Genomic DNA, 14,162 nt, shown 5'->3' on the forward strand with positions numbered 1-14,162 from the left:
CCACTTTTTCGCATCAGGAGATTTTAATCATGGGCAAGATCATCGGTATCGACCTCGGGACCACCAACTCCTGCGTCGCCGTAATGGAAGGTGACCAGGCCAAGGTCATCGAGAACGCGGAAGGCACCCGTACCACCCCGTCCATCGTCGCGTTCAGTGACGACGGCGAGGTGCTGGTTGGCCAGTCCGCGAAGCGCCAGGCGGTCACCAACCCGCAGAACACCGTGTTCGCGGCCAAGCGGCTGATCGGCCGCAAGTTTGACGAAGGCGAGGTCCAGAAGGACATCAAGCTCGTCTCCTACAACATTGTGAAGGCCGACAACGGCGACGCGTGGATCGAGGTGCAGGGCAAGAAGATGGCCCCGCCGGAGATCTCGGCGCGCGTGCTGCAGAAGATGAAGAAGACTGCCGAGGACTACCTCGGGGAAGAGGTCACCGAGGCGGTGATCACCGTCCCGGCCTACTTCAATGACTCCCAGCGCCAGGCGACCAAGGATGCCGGCAAGATCGCCGGTCTCGAGGTCAAGCGGATCATCAACGAGCCGACCGCGGCCGCGCTGGCCTATGGCATGGACAAGAAGCGTGGCGATCGCAAGATCGCTGTGTATGACCTGGGTGGCGGTACCTTTGATATCTCCATCATCGAGATCGCCGAGGTGGATGGCGAGCATCAGTTCGAGGTGCTGGCGACCAACGGGGACACCTTCCTCGGTGGCGAGGACTTCGACAATCGCCTGATCGACTACCTGGTCGACGAGTTCAAGAAGGACCAGGGCATCGACATCAAGGGCGACCCGCTGGCGATGCAGCGCGTGAAGGAAGCCGCCGAGAAGGCCAAGATCGAGCTGTCCTCCAGCCAGCAGACCGAGGTGAACCTGCCGTACATCACCGCCGACAACACCGGACCCAAGCACCTGGCGCTGAAGATCACCCGCGCCAAGCTGGAGAGCCTGGTCGAGGATCTGGTCAAGCGCTCCATCGAGCCGTGCAAGGTCGCGCTGAAGGATGCCGGCCTGTCCGCCTCCGAGGTGGACGACGTGATCCTGGTCGGTGGCCAGACCCGCATGCCCAAGGTGCAGGAGGCGGTGCAGGAGTTCTTCGGCAAGGAGCCGCGCAAGGACGTGAACCCGGACGAGGCCGTTGCGGTCGGCGCCGCGGTGCAGGCCGGCGTTCTGGGCGGCGACGTCAAGGACGTGCTGCTGCTGGACGTGACCCCGCTGTCGCTCGGGATCGAGACGATGGGCGGCGTGATGACCAAGCTGATCGAGAAGAACACCACCATCCCGACCCGGGCCAACCAGGTCTTCTCCACCGCCGAGGACAACCAGACCGCGGTGACCGTGCACGTGCTGCAGGGTGAACGCGACATGGCCAGCGCCAACAAGTCGCTGGGCCGTTTTGACCTGCAGGACATCCCGGCCGCGCCGCGCGGCGTGCCGCAGATCGAGGTTACCTTCGACATCGACTCCAACGGCATCCTGAACGTCTCGGCCAAGGACAAGGCCACCGGCAAGGAGAACAAGATCGTCATCAAGGCCTCCTCCGGCCTGTCCGACGAGGAAGTCGAACAGATGGTCAAGGACGCCGAGGCACATGCCGAGGAAGACAAGAAGTTCCAGCAGCTGGTCCAGGCGCGCAACCAGGCCGATGCTCTGGTGCACTCCGCCGAGAAGTCGCTGAAGGATCTGGGCGACCAGGTCTCCGACGACGAGCGCTCCGCGATCGAGTCGGCGGTGGCCGAGGTCAAGACCGCGATGGAAGGCGAGGACGCCGACGCCATCGAGCAGGCCACGCAGAAGCTGGCCGAGGCCTCCGGCAAGCTGGCCGAGAAGGCCTACGCCCAGGGCGCCGATGGCGCGGGCGAGGCCGGGGCCGAGCAGGCCGAAGGTGGCCAGCAGGGTGACGACGTCGTGGACGCCGAGTTCGAGGAAGTCGACGACGACCAGAAAAAGCAGGGCTGATGCCACACTCGGTGGGGCCTGGTGCCCCACCGCCAGGGAGACCTGCGTTTCCCTGTCGTTTTAACGCCGCGCCCGGGGTACCCTCCGGGCGTTTGCGTGAAGGCGCTCCGCGTTCACGCAAACATTCGGGCTAGATGGGAATGACCATGTCACAACGCGACTACTACGAGGTGCTGGGTGTCTCCAAGGACGCCTCGGCCGCCGATATCAAGAAGGCCTTTCGCCGCCTGGCGATGAAGTACCACCCGGATCGCAATCCGGGGGACGAGGAGGCCGAGGCCAAGTTCAAGGAGGCCCGTGCCGCTTACGACGTCCTCAGCGACGACCAGAAGCGCGCCGCCTACGATCGCTATGGCCATGCCGGCGTCGATGGCTCGGCCGGCGGCTTTGGCGGCGGTGCCGGGGCCTCCAACTTCAGCGACATCTTCGAGGATATCTTTGGCGATATCTTCGGGGGTGGCGGGGGCGGCCGCGGGCAACGGGCCTATCGCGGCTCCGACCTGCAATACAACCTGGACCTCACGCTGGAAGAGGCGGTGTTCGGCACCGAGGTGAAGATCCGCATTCCGACCACGGTGAGCTGCGAGGCCTGCGACGGATCGGGCGCCGAGCCGGGTACCTCCCCGGAGACCTGCCCGACCTGCAACGGTGTGGGCCAGGTGCGCATCCAGCAGGGCTTCTTCTCGGTGCAGCAGACCTGCCCGCGCTGCGAGGGCTCCGGCAAGATCGTCTCCAGCCCCTGCAAGTCCTGCCATGGCAAGGGCCGGGTGCAGGAACAGAACACGCTGGACGTGAAGATTCCGGCCGGGGTCGATTCGGGCGACCGTATCCGCCTGGCCGGGCAGGGCGAGGCGGGCATGAACGGCGGCCCGCCCGGCGACCTCTACGTGCAGGTGCGGGTCAAGCCGCACAAGCTGTTCCGCCGCGACGGTTCGGACCTGCACTGCGAGGTGCCGGTGTCGTTCGCGACCGCCGCCCTCGGGGGCGAGCTGGAGGTCCCGTCCCTGGACGGCCGGGTCAAGCTCAAGGTCCCCGCGGAGACCCAGACCGGCAAGCAGTTCCGGGTCAGCGGCAAGGGCGTGAAGTCGGTGCATGGCGGCGGCGTCGGCGACCTGATCTGCCGCGTCGTGGTGGAGACGCCGATCAACCTGACCAAGGAGCAGAAGCAGCTCCTGCGCCAGTTCGAGGAATCCACCCAGGCCGGCGGGACCAAGCACAGCCCGCAGGCACACTCCTGGCTGGACGGGGTGAAGGGCTTTTTCGAGGACCTGAACTTCTGGTCCAAATAGCCCCGCCTCACTCGTGCCTGTGGCCACTCGTGTTTGTTGCGCCACAGAAAAAAGCGATTCACAGGAAGACGGGAAGATTGGAAGGGGATAATGTGGCCGGCCGCACAGGCACGGTCAGCGTTGGCTTCGCGACGGCCACTGTTCCCGTCCCTTCACCCCAAAAAATCTTCCTGTCTTCCAAACTTCCTGTAAATCGCCCTTGGCCCGCCTTTTTCTGTGCGCTTTGTGGCGAAAAATGGAGCGCTGAGCGTTACGGCTCAGGTTGAGGAGAAGTCGAAGGTGGGGGCGGGCATCGGGGCCTGCAGGAAGTAGCCCTGGACGAGGTTTACGTTCAGGCTGTAGAGCACGGCCAGGACGCTGGCGTCCTCCACGAAGGGCACGATCACCTGCTTGCCCTTCGCGTGCGCCGCATCGGTGTGCTCGCGGATCATCTGCTGGTTCTCCTCGCTTTCGGCCAGGTTCTTCACGTAGGACGGATCCAGCTTGATGTGGTCCGCCTCCAGGTGCTGCAGCAGCTGGAACGGGTTCAGCCCGTTGCCGAAGTCGTCGATGCACAGGTGGCCGTGCATCTCCTGCAGCCCCCGGGCGACGTGGATCGCCGGTTTGAGGTGGGTGACCACGGTCGGTTCCTTCAGCTCCACCACCACATTGTCCGCCGGGATGCGCAGGGCGTGCAGGTCGTCGTGCAGCCAGGTGACCACCGAGGGGTCGCCCAGCGAGCCGTTGGTCAGCTTGAGGAAGAACTGGGTGCCGGGGGTCTTCTTCAGCTGTTCCGCCAGCACGCCCAGGGCGGTCTTCAGGACCCAGCGGTCGATGGGCGTGGCCATCCCGGTACGCTCGGCGCTGGCCATGAAGACATCCGGTTCATGCACGTGACCCTCGGCATCGCGCAGGCGTACAAACACCGAATAGCGTGGCCGGTCGGCACCGTGCAGGTTCACGATCGGCTGGTACCGCAGTTCCAGGCGGTCGTGCTCCAGGGCGTCCTGGATGCGCGTTTTCCATTGCTGGTCGGCCTGCGCCTGGGTCATTTCGCCCTCGGCCGGGCGGAAGAAACGGTGGGTTCCGCCACCGGCTTCCACTGCCTCCTTCACGGCCCGGTCAGCCTGCGAGAGCAGTTCCTCGGTGCCCACCGCGGTCTCGTCGGCGATCACGATGCCGGCGGACAGGGTGCAGTTGGTCGAGGCATTGCCGAGTTCGAACACGCGTCCGGTGACGGCCTCCATGAGCCCGTGGATACGCGTCTCCACCTCATTGCGGCGGGTGTCGGGCACGACGATGCCGAAGTGTTCGGCCTCCAGGCGCGCGGTGATGGCCGGTTCGGGGAACTGGTCCTCGATCAGCTTGCCGATGTCGGCCAGCAGCAAGTCGCTGGCGGACATGCCGACGTTGGCGCGGATCTCGGCAAAGCGATCCACCGCAAGGGTAATCAGGGCAAACGGCTTTTCCGACTGCGCGGCCTGGCTCTGCGCGGTCTCGATCATGCCGGTGAAGTGCTGGCGGTTGTACAGCCCGGTGACCAGGTCGCGCTGCGAGAGGTAGTCGATCTTTTCGGCCAGCTCCGGGTCTTCCTCGGCCGAGTCCAGCAGTACCTGGGTGCAGGCCTCGCCCTCCACGCTGGCGGTGGACAGGCGCAGGTTGGCCTCGAACGGGGTGCCGTCGAACGACTGCAACTGGAAGGCCTGATGCGTGTGGTCGCCTTCCTCGCCGTTCTGAAAGCGGCGCAGCAGGCCCTTCAGCTTGTCGCGGCTTTCCGGGGCCACCAGGTCCATCAGCGGCAGCCCTTCGACGTCCTCGGGATCGGCGATGCCGAAGCGCTCGCGCCAGGAGGCGTTGGCGTAGATATGCATGCCTTCATGCACGTAGGCGATGGCGTCGCGCGAGTTGTCCAGCAGCAGCTGGCAGCGGCGTTCGGACTCCTGCAGCGACGCGTCCATGCGCCCCAGGCGCTGGCGCAACTGGAACTGTTCGGCGGCCCGTACCGTGAAGATCCCGGCAAGTTCGTGCAGCTCGTGATCCACCAGGGCGTAGGCCCCTGCCTCGTAATCCGCCAGGCGTTCCGCCTCCGGCCGTTCGGTCAGGATGACCACCGGGGTGCGCCGGCCGGAGGCATGCAGGGCCTCGTCCAGGTGCTCGCGGGTCAGGCCCAGGCCAGGCTCGATCAGGACGATTACGTCGAAGCGCCGGTTTTCGAGGGCTTCCGACAGGGCGTCCGTGGTCGCAACCTGCTCCGGCCGGATCGCGTTCCCGCGGGTACGGATGCTGCTGATCACCTCTTCAGCCAGGTTGGGGTTGCTGGTGACGAAGAGGGTGCGAATGGTCTCGTTCATGAGGCTTGATCGTCGCGGTTGCGGGAAGTGAAGGACAGTCCGTCGTCGTTCGCAAGGGCGGGGGCCGTCTCGGTGCCGACCGTTTCCCCGGCCGGTGTGCTGACCTCGAGGGCGGTCATGCGGCAGCCGACCTCGGTGAACAGCGTAGTGCCCGTGCGCTCACTGTCCAGTTCAAGCACGCGGGCACGCCCGTTCAGCCAGCAGACAACCCGTTTTTCATGATCGAAGACCTGTGCCGGAAGGAACAGGGCCGCCCCGTCGGCATCCGTCCGCTGGGGAGCGAACAGGCCCGGCTGCGGAACGCCGGCGGCGATGCCGTTGCGAAAATCCTGGATCTGCATTGGCAGGCAGCGGTTGGCGAGGAATTCCACCCCGATGCTGATGCGGTCGCCGGCCTGGTCGTCGAAGCGGATCCAGCGTAGCACTCCGACCGTCCAGCGGTGGCCGTCGATGGCACGCAGCCCCACCAGGTCACCGATCAGCAGGGGTTGCTGGGGCGCATCCAGGCACAGGCGCATGCCCCCGGCGCCGATGTCGTCCACCTGCCAGTGTTCCGGAGGGCTGCGCTTGGTGATGGGCCCCGTCGGTTCCTCGTGGCTGGCAATCTCGAGGCCGCGGCCAACATCCTCCCAGGCGGTCGCGGTGGTCCCGGGTGCGTCGTCCGCAAGCGGCCGGAGGTCGCTGTCGCGCTTGGTCCCGGGGGGGCTGTCGACCAGCGCGAGATCCGAACCTCGCAGGCCGGATGGCGACATCTCGAAGATGCTGACGCCACGGTCGCGTTGTTGCAGGGGCTTGAGGCCGTTGGTTGTCGTCTTGTCAGCACCGGAAGCCGTGTTCGCCGCGGTGCGGCGGCTTTCCATCTCCGCGAGCAGGAAGTCGTGGATGCGTTCCAGGCCCATGATGCAGACCTGTTGCTGGTCGCCCCCGTGCTCGCGACTGTGGCGCCGGGTGGGCAGGTGCGACCACAGGCGCAGCAGGTGCTCGGCGAGTGGCTGGGCATCGCCGTGGCGGGTCGGCTCCAGGTCTTCCGGGCGTTCGCGCAGCGCCTCCAGAGCGGGCGCGAGCTCCACGAAGCAGGCGGGCTCGATGGTGGTCTTGTCTCTCAGGATCAGCCCCGGGGCATGGTCGCGTTCGAGATCGCAGCGCAATACGGGCAGATCGGGGTGCTGGTCCGCATCGGGCGTGGCGGTGCATGCCACAGCAATCGAGTTGACCCAGCGGACCAGCAAGTCCATCTCACCCATCTTGAGGGCGTTCGGGTCGGTGCTCCCGAGCACCATGATGCGGGCGCTCATGGTCTCGATGCGGTCCAGATCGATCGGGCCGAAGCGTTTGTCGATGGCGGGGCCACGGTCGGCGATATCCTGGGCGCGTGCCAGTCGCAGCAGGTCGTAGAGTTGCTGCCAGTGGCCGGGCGGTACGCCCTGATACAGCCGCCAGTGGTGCACGCCGAGCGCGCCCAGCAGCGCGACGGCTGCCTGCAGGGGAGGCGTCAGGCGTTCCGCATGCTGGGCGGTGTGTTGGTCAATGCGTTCGCGCACCACCAGCAACTCGGCGGCGAGCAGGGCTCGCAGGGTGGCACCGAGGGTGTCCGCCCGATCACGGCTGCGCCGGCCGAGCGGAAGGGGGCGCTGGCGCAGCAGGCGCTCCATGGGCGGGAGCAGAGGCAGGAGGTGGTCTTCCACGATCCCCACCAGCGTCGCGCGCATTCCGGGCCGCAACGCGACGGTGTTGAGTCCTTCCAGGGCTTCGCCGAGCTGCCGGATACCCAGTTCGGGCTCGCTGCCCGGCCGTTCGGCGCACCACGCCCGCAAGGCCTGCGGCGTCAGGTGGGGAAAACTTCCGGGCCCGGCCGGCTGGCCGGGCAGTTCGGGCAGGGCTTGCAGCATGGGCGTGTCCAGTGGTCGCTGAGCCGGTTGCGTGGGACACCTCGGGACAGGTTCCGTGTTATCCCAGGATCTGGCGGTACTTTAGCAGCAAACCGTGCATTTGGTGTGGTGACACAGGCGGCTCAGTCGTGCGCGGAGGACGGTGCCTGGAGGGTCTTGCCGGGTTCCCCGGGGATCTCGCGTGCGAGGCGCGGGACCAGGTATCCCGGAAGGCGGGCGTGCAGGGCTCGGTAGAGTTCGCGGGCGCGGGCGTCCGGTACCTCGAAGTGGGCCGTGCCGCGGGTGCGGTCGAGCTGGTGCAGGTAGTAGGGCATTACCCCGAGGCGGAAGCCGGCCTCCTGCAGTTCGATCAGGGTCTCGGCAGCGTCGTTGATGCCGGCCAGCAGGACGGCCTGGTTGAGCAGGGTAATGCCGGTGCCGCGCAGGCGCTCGAGCGCCGCGTCGGCGGGGGTGGAGAGCTCGCGCGGGTGGTTCGCGTGCAGCACCAGGATGTGTTGCAGGCGCCCCTGGCCGAGCCAGGCCAGCAGGCGGTCGTCGACCCGTTCCGGCAGGACCACCGGCAGGCGTGTGTGGATGCGCAGGCGCTCGACGTGCGGGATGCCCGCGAGCCGCTCCGCCAGCCGCGCCAGCCGTGTATCCGAGAGGCTCAGCGGATCACCGCCGCTGAGGATGACCTCGCGGATGTCCGGGTGCGCCGCGATGTAGTCCAGCGCCGGTCCCCAGTCATCCCGGGCCGGGTTGTGGTCGGCATAGTCGAATTCGCGGCGGAAGCAGTAACGGCAGTGGATGGCGCAGGCCCCGGTGGTCAACAGCAGGACGCGGCCGTGGTACTTGTGCACGACACCGGGGGCGGCCAGGGCGTCGTGGTCGCCGACCGGGTCACTGACAAACCCCGGGGATTCCAGCGCCTCGCGCGCGTCCGGCAGGGCCTGCAACAGCAGGGGATCCTGTGGGTCGCCGGGCTGGATGCGCGCCAGGTAGCTCTCCGGGATGCGGGTGCGAAACATCCGGTGCGCGGACTGCATGCCCGGCAACGCCTCCGGTGACAGTCCCAGGCGTGTGGCGAGGGTCTCGGGATCGGCGATCGCGCGGGCCAGCGCCTGCTGCCAGGCCGGCGTGGCGCGCGCTGTGGGTGGCTGGGTTCCGCGCGACTCGCGCGTTATCATGACGGGCTTTGTGGGCATGGGTCGTTTCCGGACGGGGCGGCATGTCCGCGCCACGAATCATCGAGGAACAGCGCGCAATGGCAACCTACAGTACCAACGAATTCAAGGCCGGTCTCAAGCTCCTGCTGGACGGCGACCCGCAGGCCATCGTGGAGAACGAGTTCGTCAAGCCGGGCAAGGGCCAGGCCTTCAACCGGGTCAAGCTGCGCAATCTGCGCACGGGCCGGGTGCTGGAAAAGACCTTCAAGTCCGGCGAGTCGGTGGAGGCCGCCGACGTGATGGATACCGAGATGCAGTATCTCTACAACGACGGCGAGTTCTGGCACTTCATGGTCCCGGACACCTTCGAGCAGTACGCCGTCGGGGAGGCCGCGCTGGGTGACGCTGGCCAGTGGCTGAAGGAGCAGGATGTCTGCACCGTGACCCTGTGGAATGGCGAGCCGCTGTCGGTGGTGCCGCCGTCCTTCGTGGAGATGAAGATCACCGAATGCGACCCCGGCGTGCGCGGCGATACCGCGCAGGGCGGTACCAAGCCGGCCACGCTGGAGAGCGGTGCGGTGGTCAAGGTCCCGCTGTTCGTCGAGGAAGGCGAGACGGTGCGGGTGGATACCCGCAACGGCGAATACGTCTCGCGCGTCTGAGCCCGGCCCCGGTGGATTCCGGCCGATGAGCGACTGGCGGCCGGGGGCGGCGCCGGCCCGCCCGGCGCGGGCCCGTCTGCTGGCCGGCTTGCGCGCATTCTTCGCGGCGCGCGGGGTGCTCGAGGTCGAGACACCAGTCCTTGGCCGCGGCGCACCGCAGGACCCGATGCTGGAGAGCTGGGAGGCGCAGGCCCCCGGCGGCGAGCGCGGTTTCCTGCAGACCTCGCCGGAATACCCGATGAAGCGCCTGCTGGCGGACGGCGCCCCGGATATCTACCAGATCGCCCGGGTGTTCCGCGGCGGTGAATTCGGCCCGCGGCACAATCCCGAGTTCACGCTGCTGGAGTGGTACCGCCTGGGGCTGGATCACCGGGCACTGGCGCGCGAGGTGGTCGCCCTGATCGCGGACCAGGCGGCGCTGTTCCCCGAGTGGCGCACGTCGCGGGGTTGCGAGGAGATCGCCTACGCGGACCTGTTTCAAGCCACCCTGGGGGTGGATCCGCTCGCGGCGGATGCCGCGGCGCTGGAGCGGGTCGCGGCGGCGCACGGGCTCACGATAGGCGGCGAGCTGGATCGGGACGGCTGGCTGGACGCCCTGATCAGCCTGGTGATCGCGCCCGGCTTCCCGCCGGACCGGCTGACCATCCTCCATGACTATCCCGAGAGCCAGGCCGTACTCGCGCGCCCCTGTGCCGGGCGCCCGGGCTATGCCGCCCGCTTCGAGCTCTACTGGGGTGACCTGGAGCTGGCCAACGGCTATCACGAACTGACCGACCCCGACCTGTTTCGCCAGCGCCGCGAGCGGGACATCGCCCAGCGCCGCGCGCGCGGCCAGCCGCTCCCGCCGGTGGACGTTCACCTGGAGGCGGCGCTGGAGTCCGGCCTGCCGGACTGCGCCGGTGTGGCCCTGGGGGTGGACCGTTTGCTGATGCGACTGCTTGGGGTGTCGCGCATCGATCAGGTGATCGATTTCCCCTGGCCCAGGGCGTGACACGGACCGCGCGAAGGGCTTGTCCCGGCGGGGGCGCCGGCACACTATAGGGGCTGTTGCCCAGCACCTTCGCAGGATATCCGGACCCATGTCCCCAAGGGAAACACTGACGAATGCCCGCAAACGCGTTCGCGTCGCTTTTGCGTGCGTACAAGGCGCGGTGACTGCCACGCAGTCACTCTGCACAAGGGAGCCGCAACGCCGTGCGCGCGCCCGTTTTCGCCAACAACGGGCGGCCGAGCCCCTCCGGGGTATCAACCCGGGCGTGTGCATTCGTCAGTGTTCCCCGGATCTCTTTTCGCCCCGCTTCGGTCGCCCCTCGGTTGGCTTTGGGTGGGCCGGCTCTTTTTTCGTCCTGATGCTGCTGTGGCTTGTGCCACTGGCTGCACAGGCGCAGTTCGAACATCTGCCGGGGCCGCTGCAGCGCGCGATCGAGAGCCAGCGGCTGCCCCCGGGGAACGTCGGGCTCTGGATCCAGCGGATGTCCGATGGCGCGGTGCTCGCGCGCCTGAACGCCGATCAGCCGTACAACCCGGCCTCCACCATGAAGCTGGCGACCTCGCTGGCGGCCCTGCACGAGCTGGGGCCGGACTACACCTGGACCACCGAGGTGTGGGCGACGCGGCCGGTGCGCAACGGCGTGCTGCGGGGGGACCTGGTCATTCGCGGCACTGGGGATCCGGGCATGGTCAGCGAGGAGCACTGGCGCATGCTGGGGCAGCTGCGTCAGACCGGGCTGCAGCGCATCGAGGGCAACGTGATCCTCGACGCCTCGCATTTCGAACTGCCGACGGGGGATCCGGCCGGGTTCAACGACCAGCCGCTGCGGGCCTACAACCAGCTGCCCTATGCCCTGCACGTGAATGCCAACGCCCAGCGCTTCCGCGTGCGGCCGGAGCGGCATGGAGACGGGATTGACGTGACGGTGGATCCGCCGCTGCCGGGGCTGGATATCGTGAACCGCCTGCAGCCGACGCGTGGCAGCTGCGGCGGCTGGCAACGTGGAATCCGCTTCGACGCCGATCCTGGGGCCCAGCGCGTGACCCTGGCGGGGGAGTACCCGGTCAACTGTGGCGACTACGAGCTGCTGCGCTCGGTCCTGACCCCGGAGGCGAACCATGCCGAGATGTTCCGCCTGCACTGGTCGCAGTGGGGCGGCGAGCTGACCGGGGACATCCGCCCCGGCGTGCTGCCGGTGCTGTACGACGAACCGATCCTGCGCCATAGCTCGCGGCCGCTGTCGGATCTGATCCGGGTCTCCAACAAGTGGAGTTCCAACGTGATGACCCGCCACCTGCTGCTTACCCTGGGCGCGCGTCATTTCACCCCGCCGGCCACGCTGGAAAAGGGGCAGCAGGCCCTGCTGGAGTCCCTGCGCGGCCTGGGGGTGGATGTCGGCGGCATGGTGGTCGATAACGGCTCCGGTCTCAGCCGCGATACCCGGATGACCTCGCGCCAGCTGGGTCGCATCCTGGAGGCGGGCTGGCAGCACCCGCACCGTCCGGAGTTCCAGTCCTCGCTGGCCCTGGCCGGCCTGGACGGGACCCTGCGCAACCGCTTCCGCAATGGCAGCCAGCGTGACCTGCGCGGGCAGATGCACCTGAAGACCGGGCACCTGAACGAGGTCTCCGCTGTCGCCGGCTATGTGCGCACACAAGGCGGAGACGACCTGGCCGTGGTGGTGCTGGTCAACGATCCCCGGGCCCACCGTGGCATGGGCCGCAACCTGCAGGATGCCGTCCTGGAATGGGCCTACGGCCTCTGACGCCCCGCTTTTCCACAACGACGCGCACGAAAAAAACCTGAAAAGCGTTAACAGAAAGACGCGAAGGCTGGAAGATGGGTTAAGGCGCTAACCAAGCCATACGGTTTGCGCCCGTTTGCATTCCTTCCGATCTTCCCATCTTCCTGTAGATGTTCTTTACGGGTTTTTCGTGGTTTCCCGCGCTCAGGGGGAGTCGACCTGCCAGTTGGACAGGATCGGGGCGCGTGATACCTCCACGTCCAGGGCCATCAGCCAGCGCGCGACCATGCGATTGGAATTATTGCGCAGGGTGTAGGCCTCGGGGTGCTCGACGAAGGCCATGTCCCAGGCGCTGGACTCCGCCCGCTCGTCGTAGCCGGCCTGCCAGATGCCTTCGAGTTCCTCGCGCAGCGCCGCGGCCCGTTCATGGGTGACGACCAGCGGAAACCATTCTTCCAGCGGAACCCGCAGTTGGTGCTCCGCCGCATCCGCCAGTTCGGGACCGGTCAGGACCTGGCGACCGAGGGCTCCCTTGGTGGGCAGGAAGAGCCCGGCAAACCCCATGAGCGGATTCGTGCGGCGCTCGACGTAAAACGCCCAGTCACCGTAGGAATAGCGCAGCCAGGCGTCCGGGGCCTCGGCAGGCAGCACCAGGCTGGAGTGATGGCCATGGTCCAGCAACGCCACCATGACCGGGTCCTCCGGCCCCTCCGGGGGGTGCAGCGCGACCGCGGCGCAGCCCTGCAGGAACCACAGGGAAACCACCACCAATACCCAGTTCCGGGGTTGGAATGTGCCACGGTTGCGGGCCGTACAGTCACCGGGATCGCGCATGGCGGGTCAGTGGTGCTCGAGCTTGCCCAGTTCCGCAAGGATGGACAGCACCAGCGACTCGCCCTGCGAACCCATGCCGCGGCACAGCACGTCGGGGTCGCGCTCGCCGTCCACGAGGCGCTTGGTGATGCCGCCGAGGCGCGCCATGTCGCCTCCCGCGCGGCTCATCTGTTCGGCCATCTGGGACAGCCAGTGCAGTGACTGGGCATCGCCGCGTGCGGCCCCGTGGATCATCTGTGCCAGCCCCGGCGCGGCCTGGGCCGGATCGCCACTTTGTTCCGGGTCGGGCAGGCTGGACGGGTCCTGCAGCCCGGACAGGATCGCCGTGAGGATCACCGTGTCCTCGTCGTCCAGGCCCTGCAGCAGCGACGTGTCACGCTCGCCTTCGAGTACGCGGCGGATGCGCTGGATCAGTTCGCCCCAGCCGGCCTCGTGCGCCTGGTTAAGAACTGGCTCCAGTTCGCGGCGGGTCTCCGGATTCTGGGTGGCCTGTACCACCAGGTTGATCAGGCCGGCCTGGGCCTGGCGGATCTGCTGGGCGTGTTGTGGGTCGATCATCGTTGGTCGAACTCTTGCTTGGACGGTGGGCTGGACTGGATGCGGTAGGCATGCGTGTCGCGCCCGGCATCCTCGTTCTTGTGGCGAGATTAGCATGCCCGGCAGTGCGTTCGGCGAAGGCCTGCGGCACAATGGCGGCTCCATTTGCAGAGGATGTCGTGGTGGAAGAACAGACAGCAGTGGGGCTGTGGGTGGCCCTCGGGATCCTGGCCATCGTGGTCGCCGCCCTGGTGGGCTTCTGGGTGGGGCGCGTCACCAGTGACGAGCGCAAGCTGATCCGCGAACTGGAAGAGGAACTGGACCGGCGGATGCAGGAGCTGACCCGCTACCGCAGTCAGGTCAACGACCATTTCGATCGCACGGCCACGCTGTTCGCGACCATGGCGGGTTCCTATCGGGATCTCTACCACCACCTGGCCCAGAGCGCGGAGGAACTGGCCGACAAGCCGACCCGCGATCGCCTCGAGGACCGGGCCGGGCAGTTGCTGTCGCACATGACGCGCAGCGATTACGGCACGGGTCCCGGCGAGGCGGCCGGTGGTGCCAACGAGTCGGACACCCAGGATGACGAGCCGTCCGGCAAGGGTTCCGGGGGCGAGTCCCGCAAGCCGGACGAACGCCCGCGCCCCGACTGACCCGCCGCTGTGTGCCGTGTGGGTTGAGTCTGTTTTAACCACGAACCCCATGCAGGCCCGTAGAAAACGTCAAAAGTGTTAACAGGAAGACGCGAAGGCTGGAAGTTGGCTTGTAGCGCTGGGC

Annotated in this window: 11 protein-coding genes; 6 read left to right on the forward strand and 5 right to left on the reverse strand. The window is 67.3% G+C overall.

Features of this window, described 5'->3' with window-relative positions; genetic code table 11:
- The first annotated feature begins 29 nt into the window (after positions 1 to 29).
- Together dnaK and dnaJ are read left to right on the forward strand one after the other, a co-directional pair.
- Positions 30 to 1,961, forward strand: a complete 1,932-nt coding sequence (dnaK, locus tag F817_RS0101470) for a molecular chaperone DnaK (RefSeq protein WP_024325980.1) — start codon at positions 30 to 32, stop codon at positions 1,959 to 1,961.
- Between the two features lie 140 nt (positions 1,962 to 2,101).
- Entirely contained in the window at positions 2,102 to 3,250 is a 1,149-nt protein-coding gene (gene dnaJ / locus F817_RS0101475) for a molecular chaperone DnaJ (protein WP_024325981.1), read from the forward strand.
- A gap of 257 nt (positions 3,251 to 3,507) precedes the next feature.
- Here the strand turns inward: dnaJ and F817_RS0101480 are convergent, their stop codons facing one another.
- The 3 genes from F817_RS0101480 to epmB form a co-directional block, all read right to left on the reverse strand.
- Positions 3,508 to 5,580 (reverse strand): EAL domain-containing protein, encoded by a 2,073-nt coding sequence (locus F817_RS0101480; protein WP_024325982.1) that lies wholly within the window; start codon positions 5,578 to 5,580, stop codon positions 3,508 to 3,510.
- Positions 5,577 to 7,469: a hypothetical protein gene (locus F817_RS0101485; protein ID WP_024325983.1), complete on the reverse strand. Its 1,893-nt coding sequence runs from the start codon at positions 7,467 to 7,469 to the stop codon at positions 5,577 to 5,579. The genes F817_RS0101480 and F817_RS0101485 overlap by 4 nt, the downstream gene beginning before the upstream one ends.
- Before the next feature lie 122 nt (positions 7,470 to 7,591).
- The gene (gene epmB, locus F817_RS0101490; RefSeq protein ID WP_024325984.1) at positions 7,592 to 8,635 is read right to left on the reverse strand and encodes an EF-P beta-lysylation protein EpmB; all 1,044 of its coding nucleotides are present in this window, start codon (positions 8,633 to 8,635) and stop codon (positions 7,592 to 7,594) included.
- 77 nt (positions 8,636 to 8,712) lie between these two features.
- On the opposite strand from epmB, the gene efp reads away from it, so the two are divergent.
- The 3 genes from efp (at position 8,713) to dacB (ending at position 12,032) form a co-directional block, all read left to right on the forward strand.
- Positions 8,713 to 9,276, forward strand: a complete 564-nt coding sequence (efp, locus tag F817_RS0101495; RefSeq protein ID WP_024325985.1) for an elongation factor P — start codon at positions 8,713 to 8,715, stop codon at positions 9,274 to 9,276.
- 25 nt (positions 9,277 to 9,301) lie between these two features.
- Positions 9,302 to 10,267, forward strand: a complete 966-nt coding sequence (gene epmA / locus F817_RS0101500; RefSeq protein WP_024325986.1) for an EF-P lysine aminoacylase EpmA — start codon at positions 9,302 to 9,304, stop codon at positions 10,265 to 10,267.
- A gap of 358 nt (positions 10,268 to 10,625) precedes the next feature.
- Positions 10,626 to 12,032, forward strand: coding sequence for a D-alanyl-D-alanine carboxypeptidase/D-alanyl-D-alanine-endopeptidase (dacB, locus tag F817_RS0101505; RefSeq protein WP_029681002.1), 1,407 nt, complete (start codon positions 10,626 to 10,628; stop codon positions 12,030 to 12,032).
- A gap of 183 nt (positions 12,033 to 12,215) precedes the next feature.
- On the opposite strand, the gene F817_RS0101510 is transcribed toward dacB, so the two are convergent.
- Together F817_RS0101510 and F817_RS0101515 are read right to left on the reverse strand one after the other, a co-directional pair.
- Positions 12,216 to 12,845 carry a hypothetical protein gene (locus F817_RS0101510; protein ID WP_024325988.1) on the reverse strand — a complete coding sequence of 210 codons (630 nt, stop codon included), beginning with the start codon at positions 12,843 to 12,845 and terminating at the stop codon, positions 12,216 to 12,218.
- A gap of 6 nt (positions 12,846 to 12,851) precedes the next feature.
- On the reverse strand, positions 12,852 to 13,403 hold the full coding sequence (locus F817_RS0101515) for a hypothetical protein (protein WP_024325989.1): 552 nt from the start codon (positions 13,401 to 13,403) through the stop codon (positions 12,852 to 12,854).
- A 161-nt stretch (positions 13,404 to 13,564) separates the two neighbouring features.
- Between F817_RS0101515 and F817_RS0101520 the strand changes: the two genes are divergently transcribed.
- Positions 13,565 to 14,038, forward strand: a complete 474-nt coding sequence (locus tag F817_RS0101520; RefSeq protein ID WP_024325990.1) for a YhcB family protein — start codon at positions 13,565 to 13,567, stop codon at positions 14,036 to 14,038.
- Positions 14,039 to 14,162: the final 124 nt, after the last annotated feature.

The organism is Thioalkalivibrio sp. AKL19 (genome assembly GCF_000420165.1).
Taxonomy (GTDB): Bacteria; Pseudomonadota; Gammaproteobacteria; order Ectothiorhodospirales; family Ectothiorhodospiraceae; genus Thioalkalivibrio.

What these genes read in the sequence shown, in the direction of transcription:
- dnaK (WP_024325980.1), top strand. Translation starts at nt 30, where the DNA reads ATGGGCAAGATCATCGGTATCGACCTCGGGACCACCAACTCCTGCGTC.
- dnaJ (WP_024325981.1), top strand. Translation starts at nt 2,102, where the DNA reads ATGACCATGTCACAACGCGACTACTACGAGGTGCTGGGTGTCTCCAAG.
- F817_RS0101480 (WP_024325982.1), bottom strand. Translation starts at nt 5,580, where the DNA reads ATGAACGAGACCATTCGCACCCTCTTCGTCACCAGCAACCCCAACCTG.
- F817_RS0101485 (WP_024325983.1), bottom strand. Translation starts at nt 7,469, where the DNA reads ATGCTGCAAGCCCTGCCCGAACTGCCCGGCCAGCCGGCCGGGCCCGGA.
- epmB (WP_024325984.1), bottom strand. Translation starts at nt 8,635, where the DNA reads ATGATAACGCGCGAGTCGCGCGGAACCCAGCCACCCACAGCGCGCGCC.
- efp (WP_024325985.1), top strand. Translation starts at nt 8,713, where the DNA reads ATGGCAACCTACAGTACCAACGAATTCAAGGCCGGTCTCAAGCTCCTG.
- epmA (WP_024325986.1), top strand. Translation starts at nt 9,302, where the DNA reads ATGAGCGACTGGCGGCCGGGGGCGGCGCCGGCCCGCCCGGCGCGGGCC.
- dacB (WP_029681002.1), top strand. Translation starts at nt 10,626, where the DNA reads ATGCTGCTGTGGCTTGTGCCACTGGCTGCACAGGCGCAGTTCGAACAT.
- F817_RS0101510 (WP_024325988.1), bottom strand. Translation starts at nt 12,845, where the DNA reads ATGCGCGATCCCGGTGACTGTACGGCCCGCAACCGTGGCACATTCCAA.
- F817_RS0101515 (WP_024325989.1), bottom strand. Translation starts at nt 13,403, where the DNA reads ATGATCGACCCACAACACGCCCAGCAGATCCGCCAGGCCCAGGCCGGC.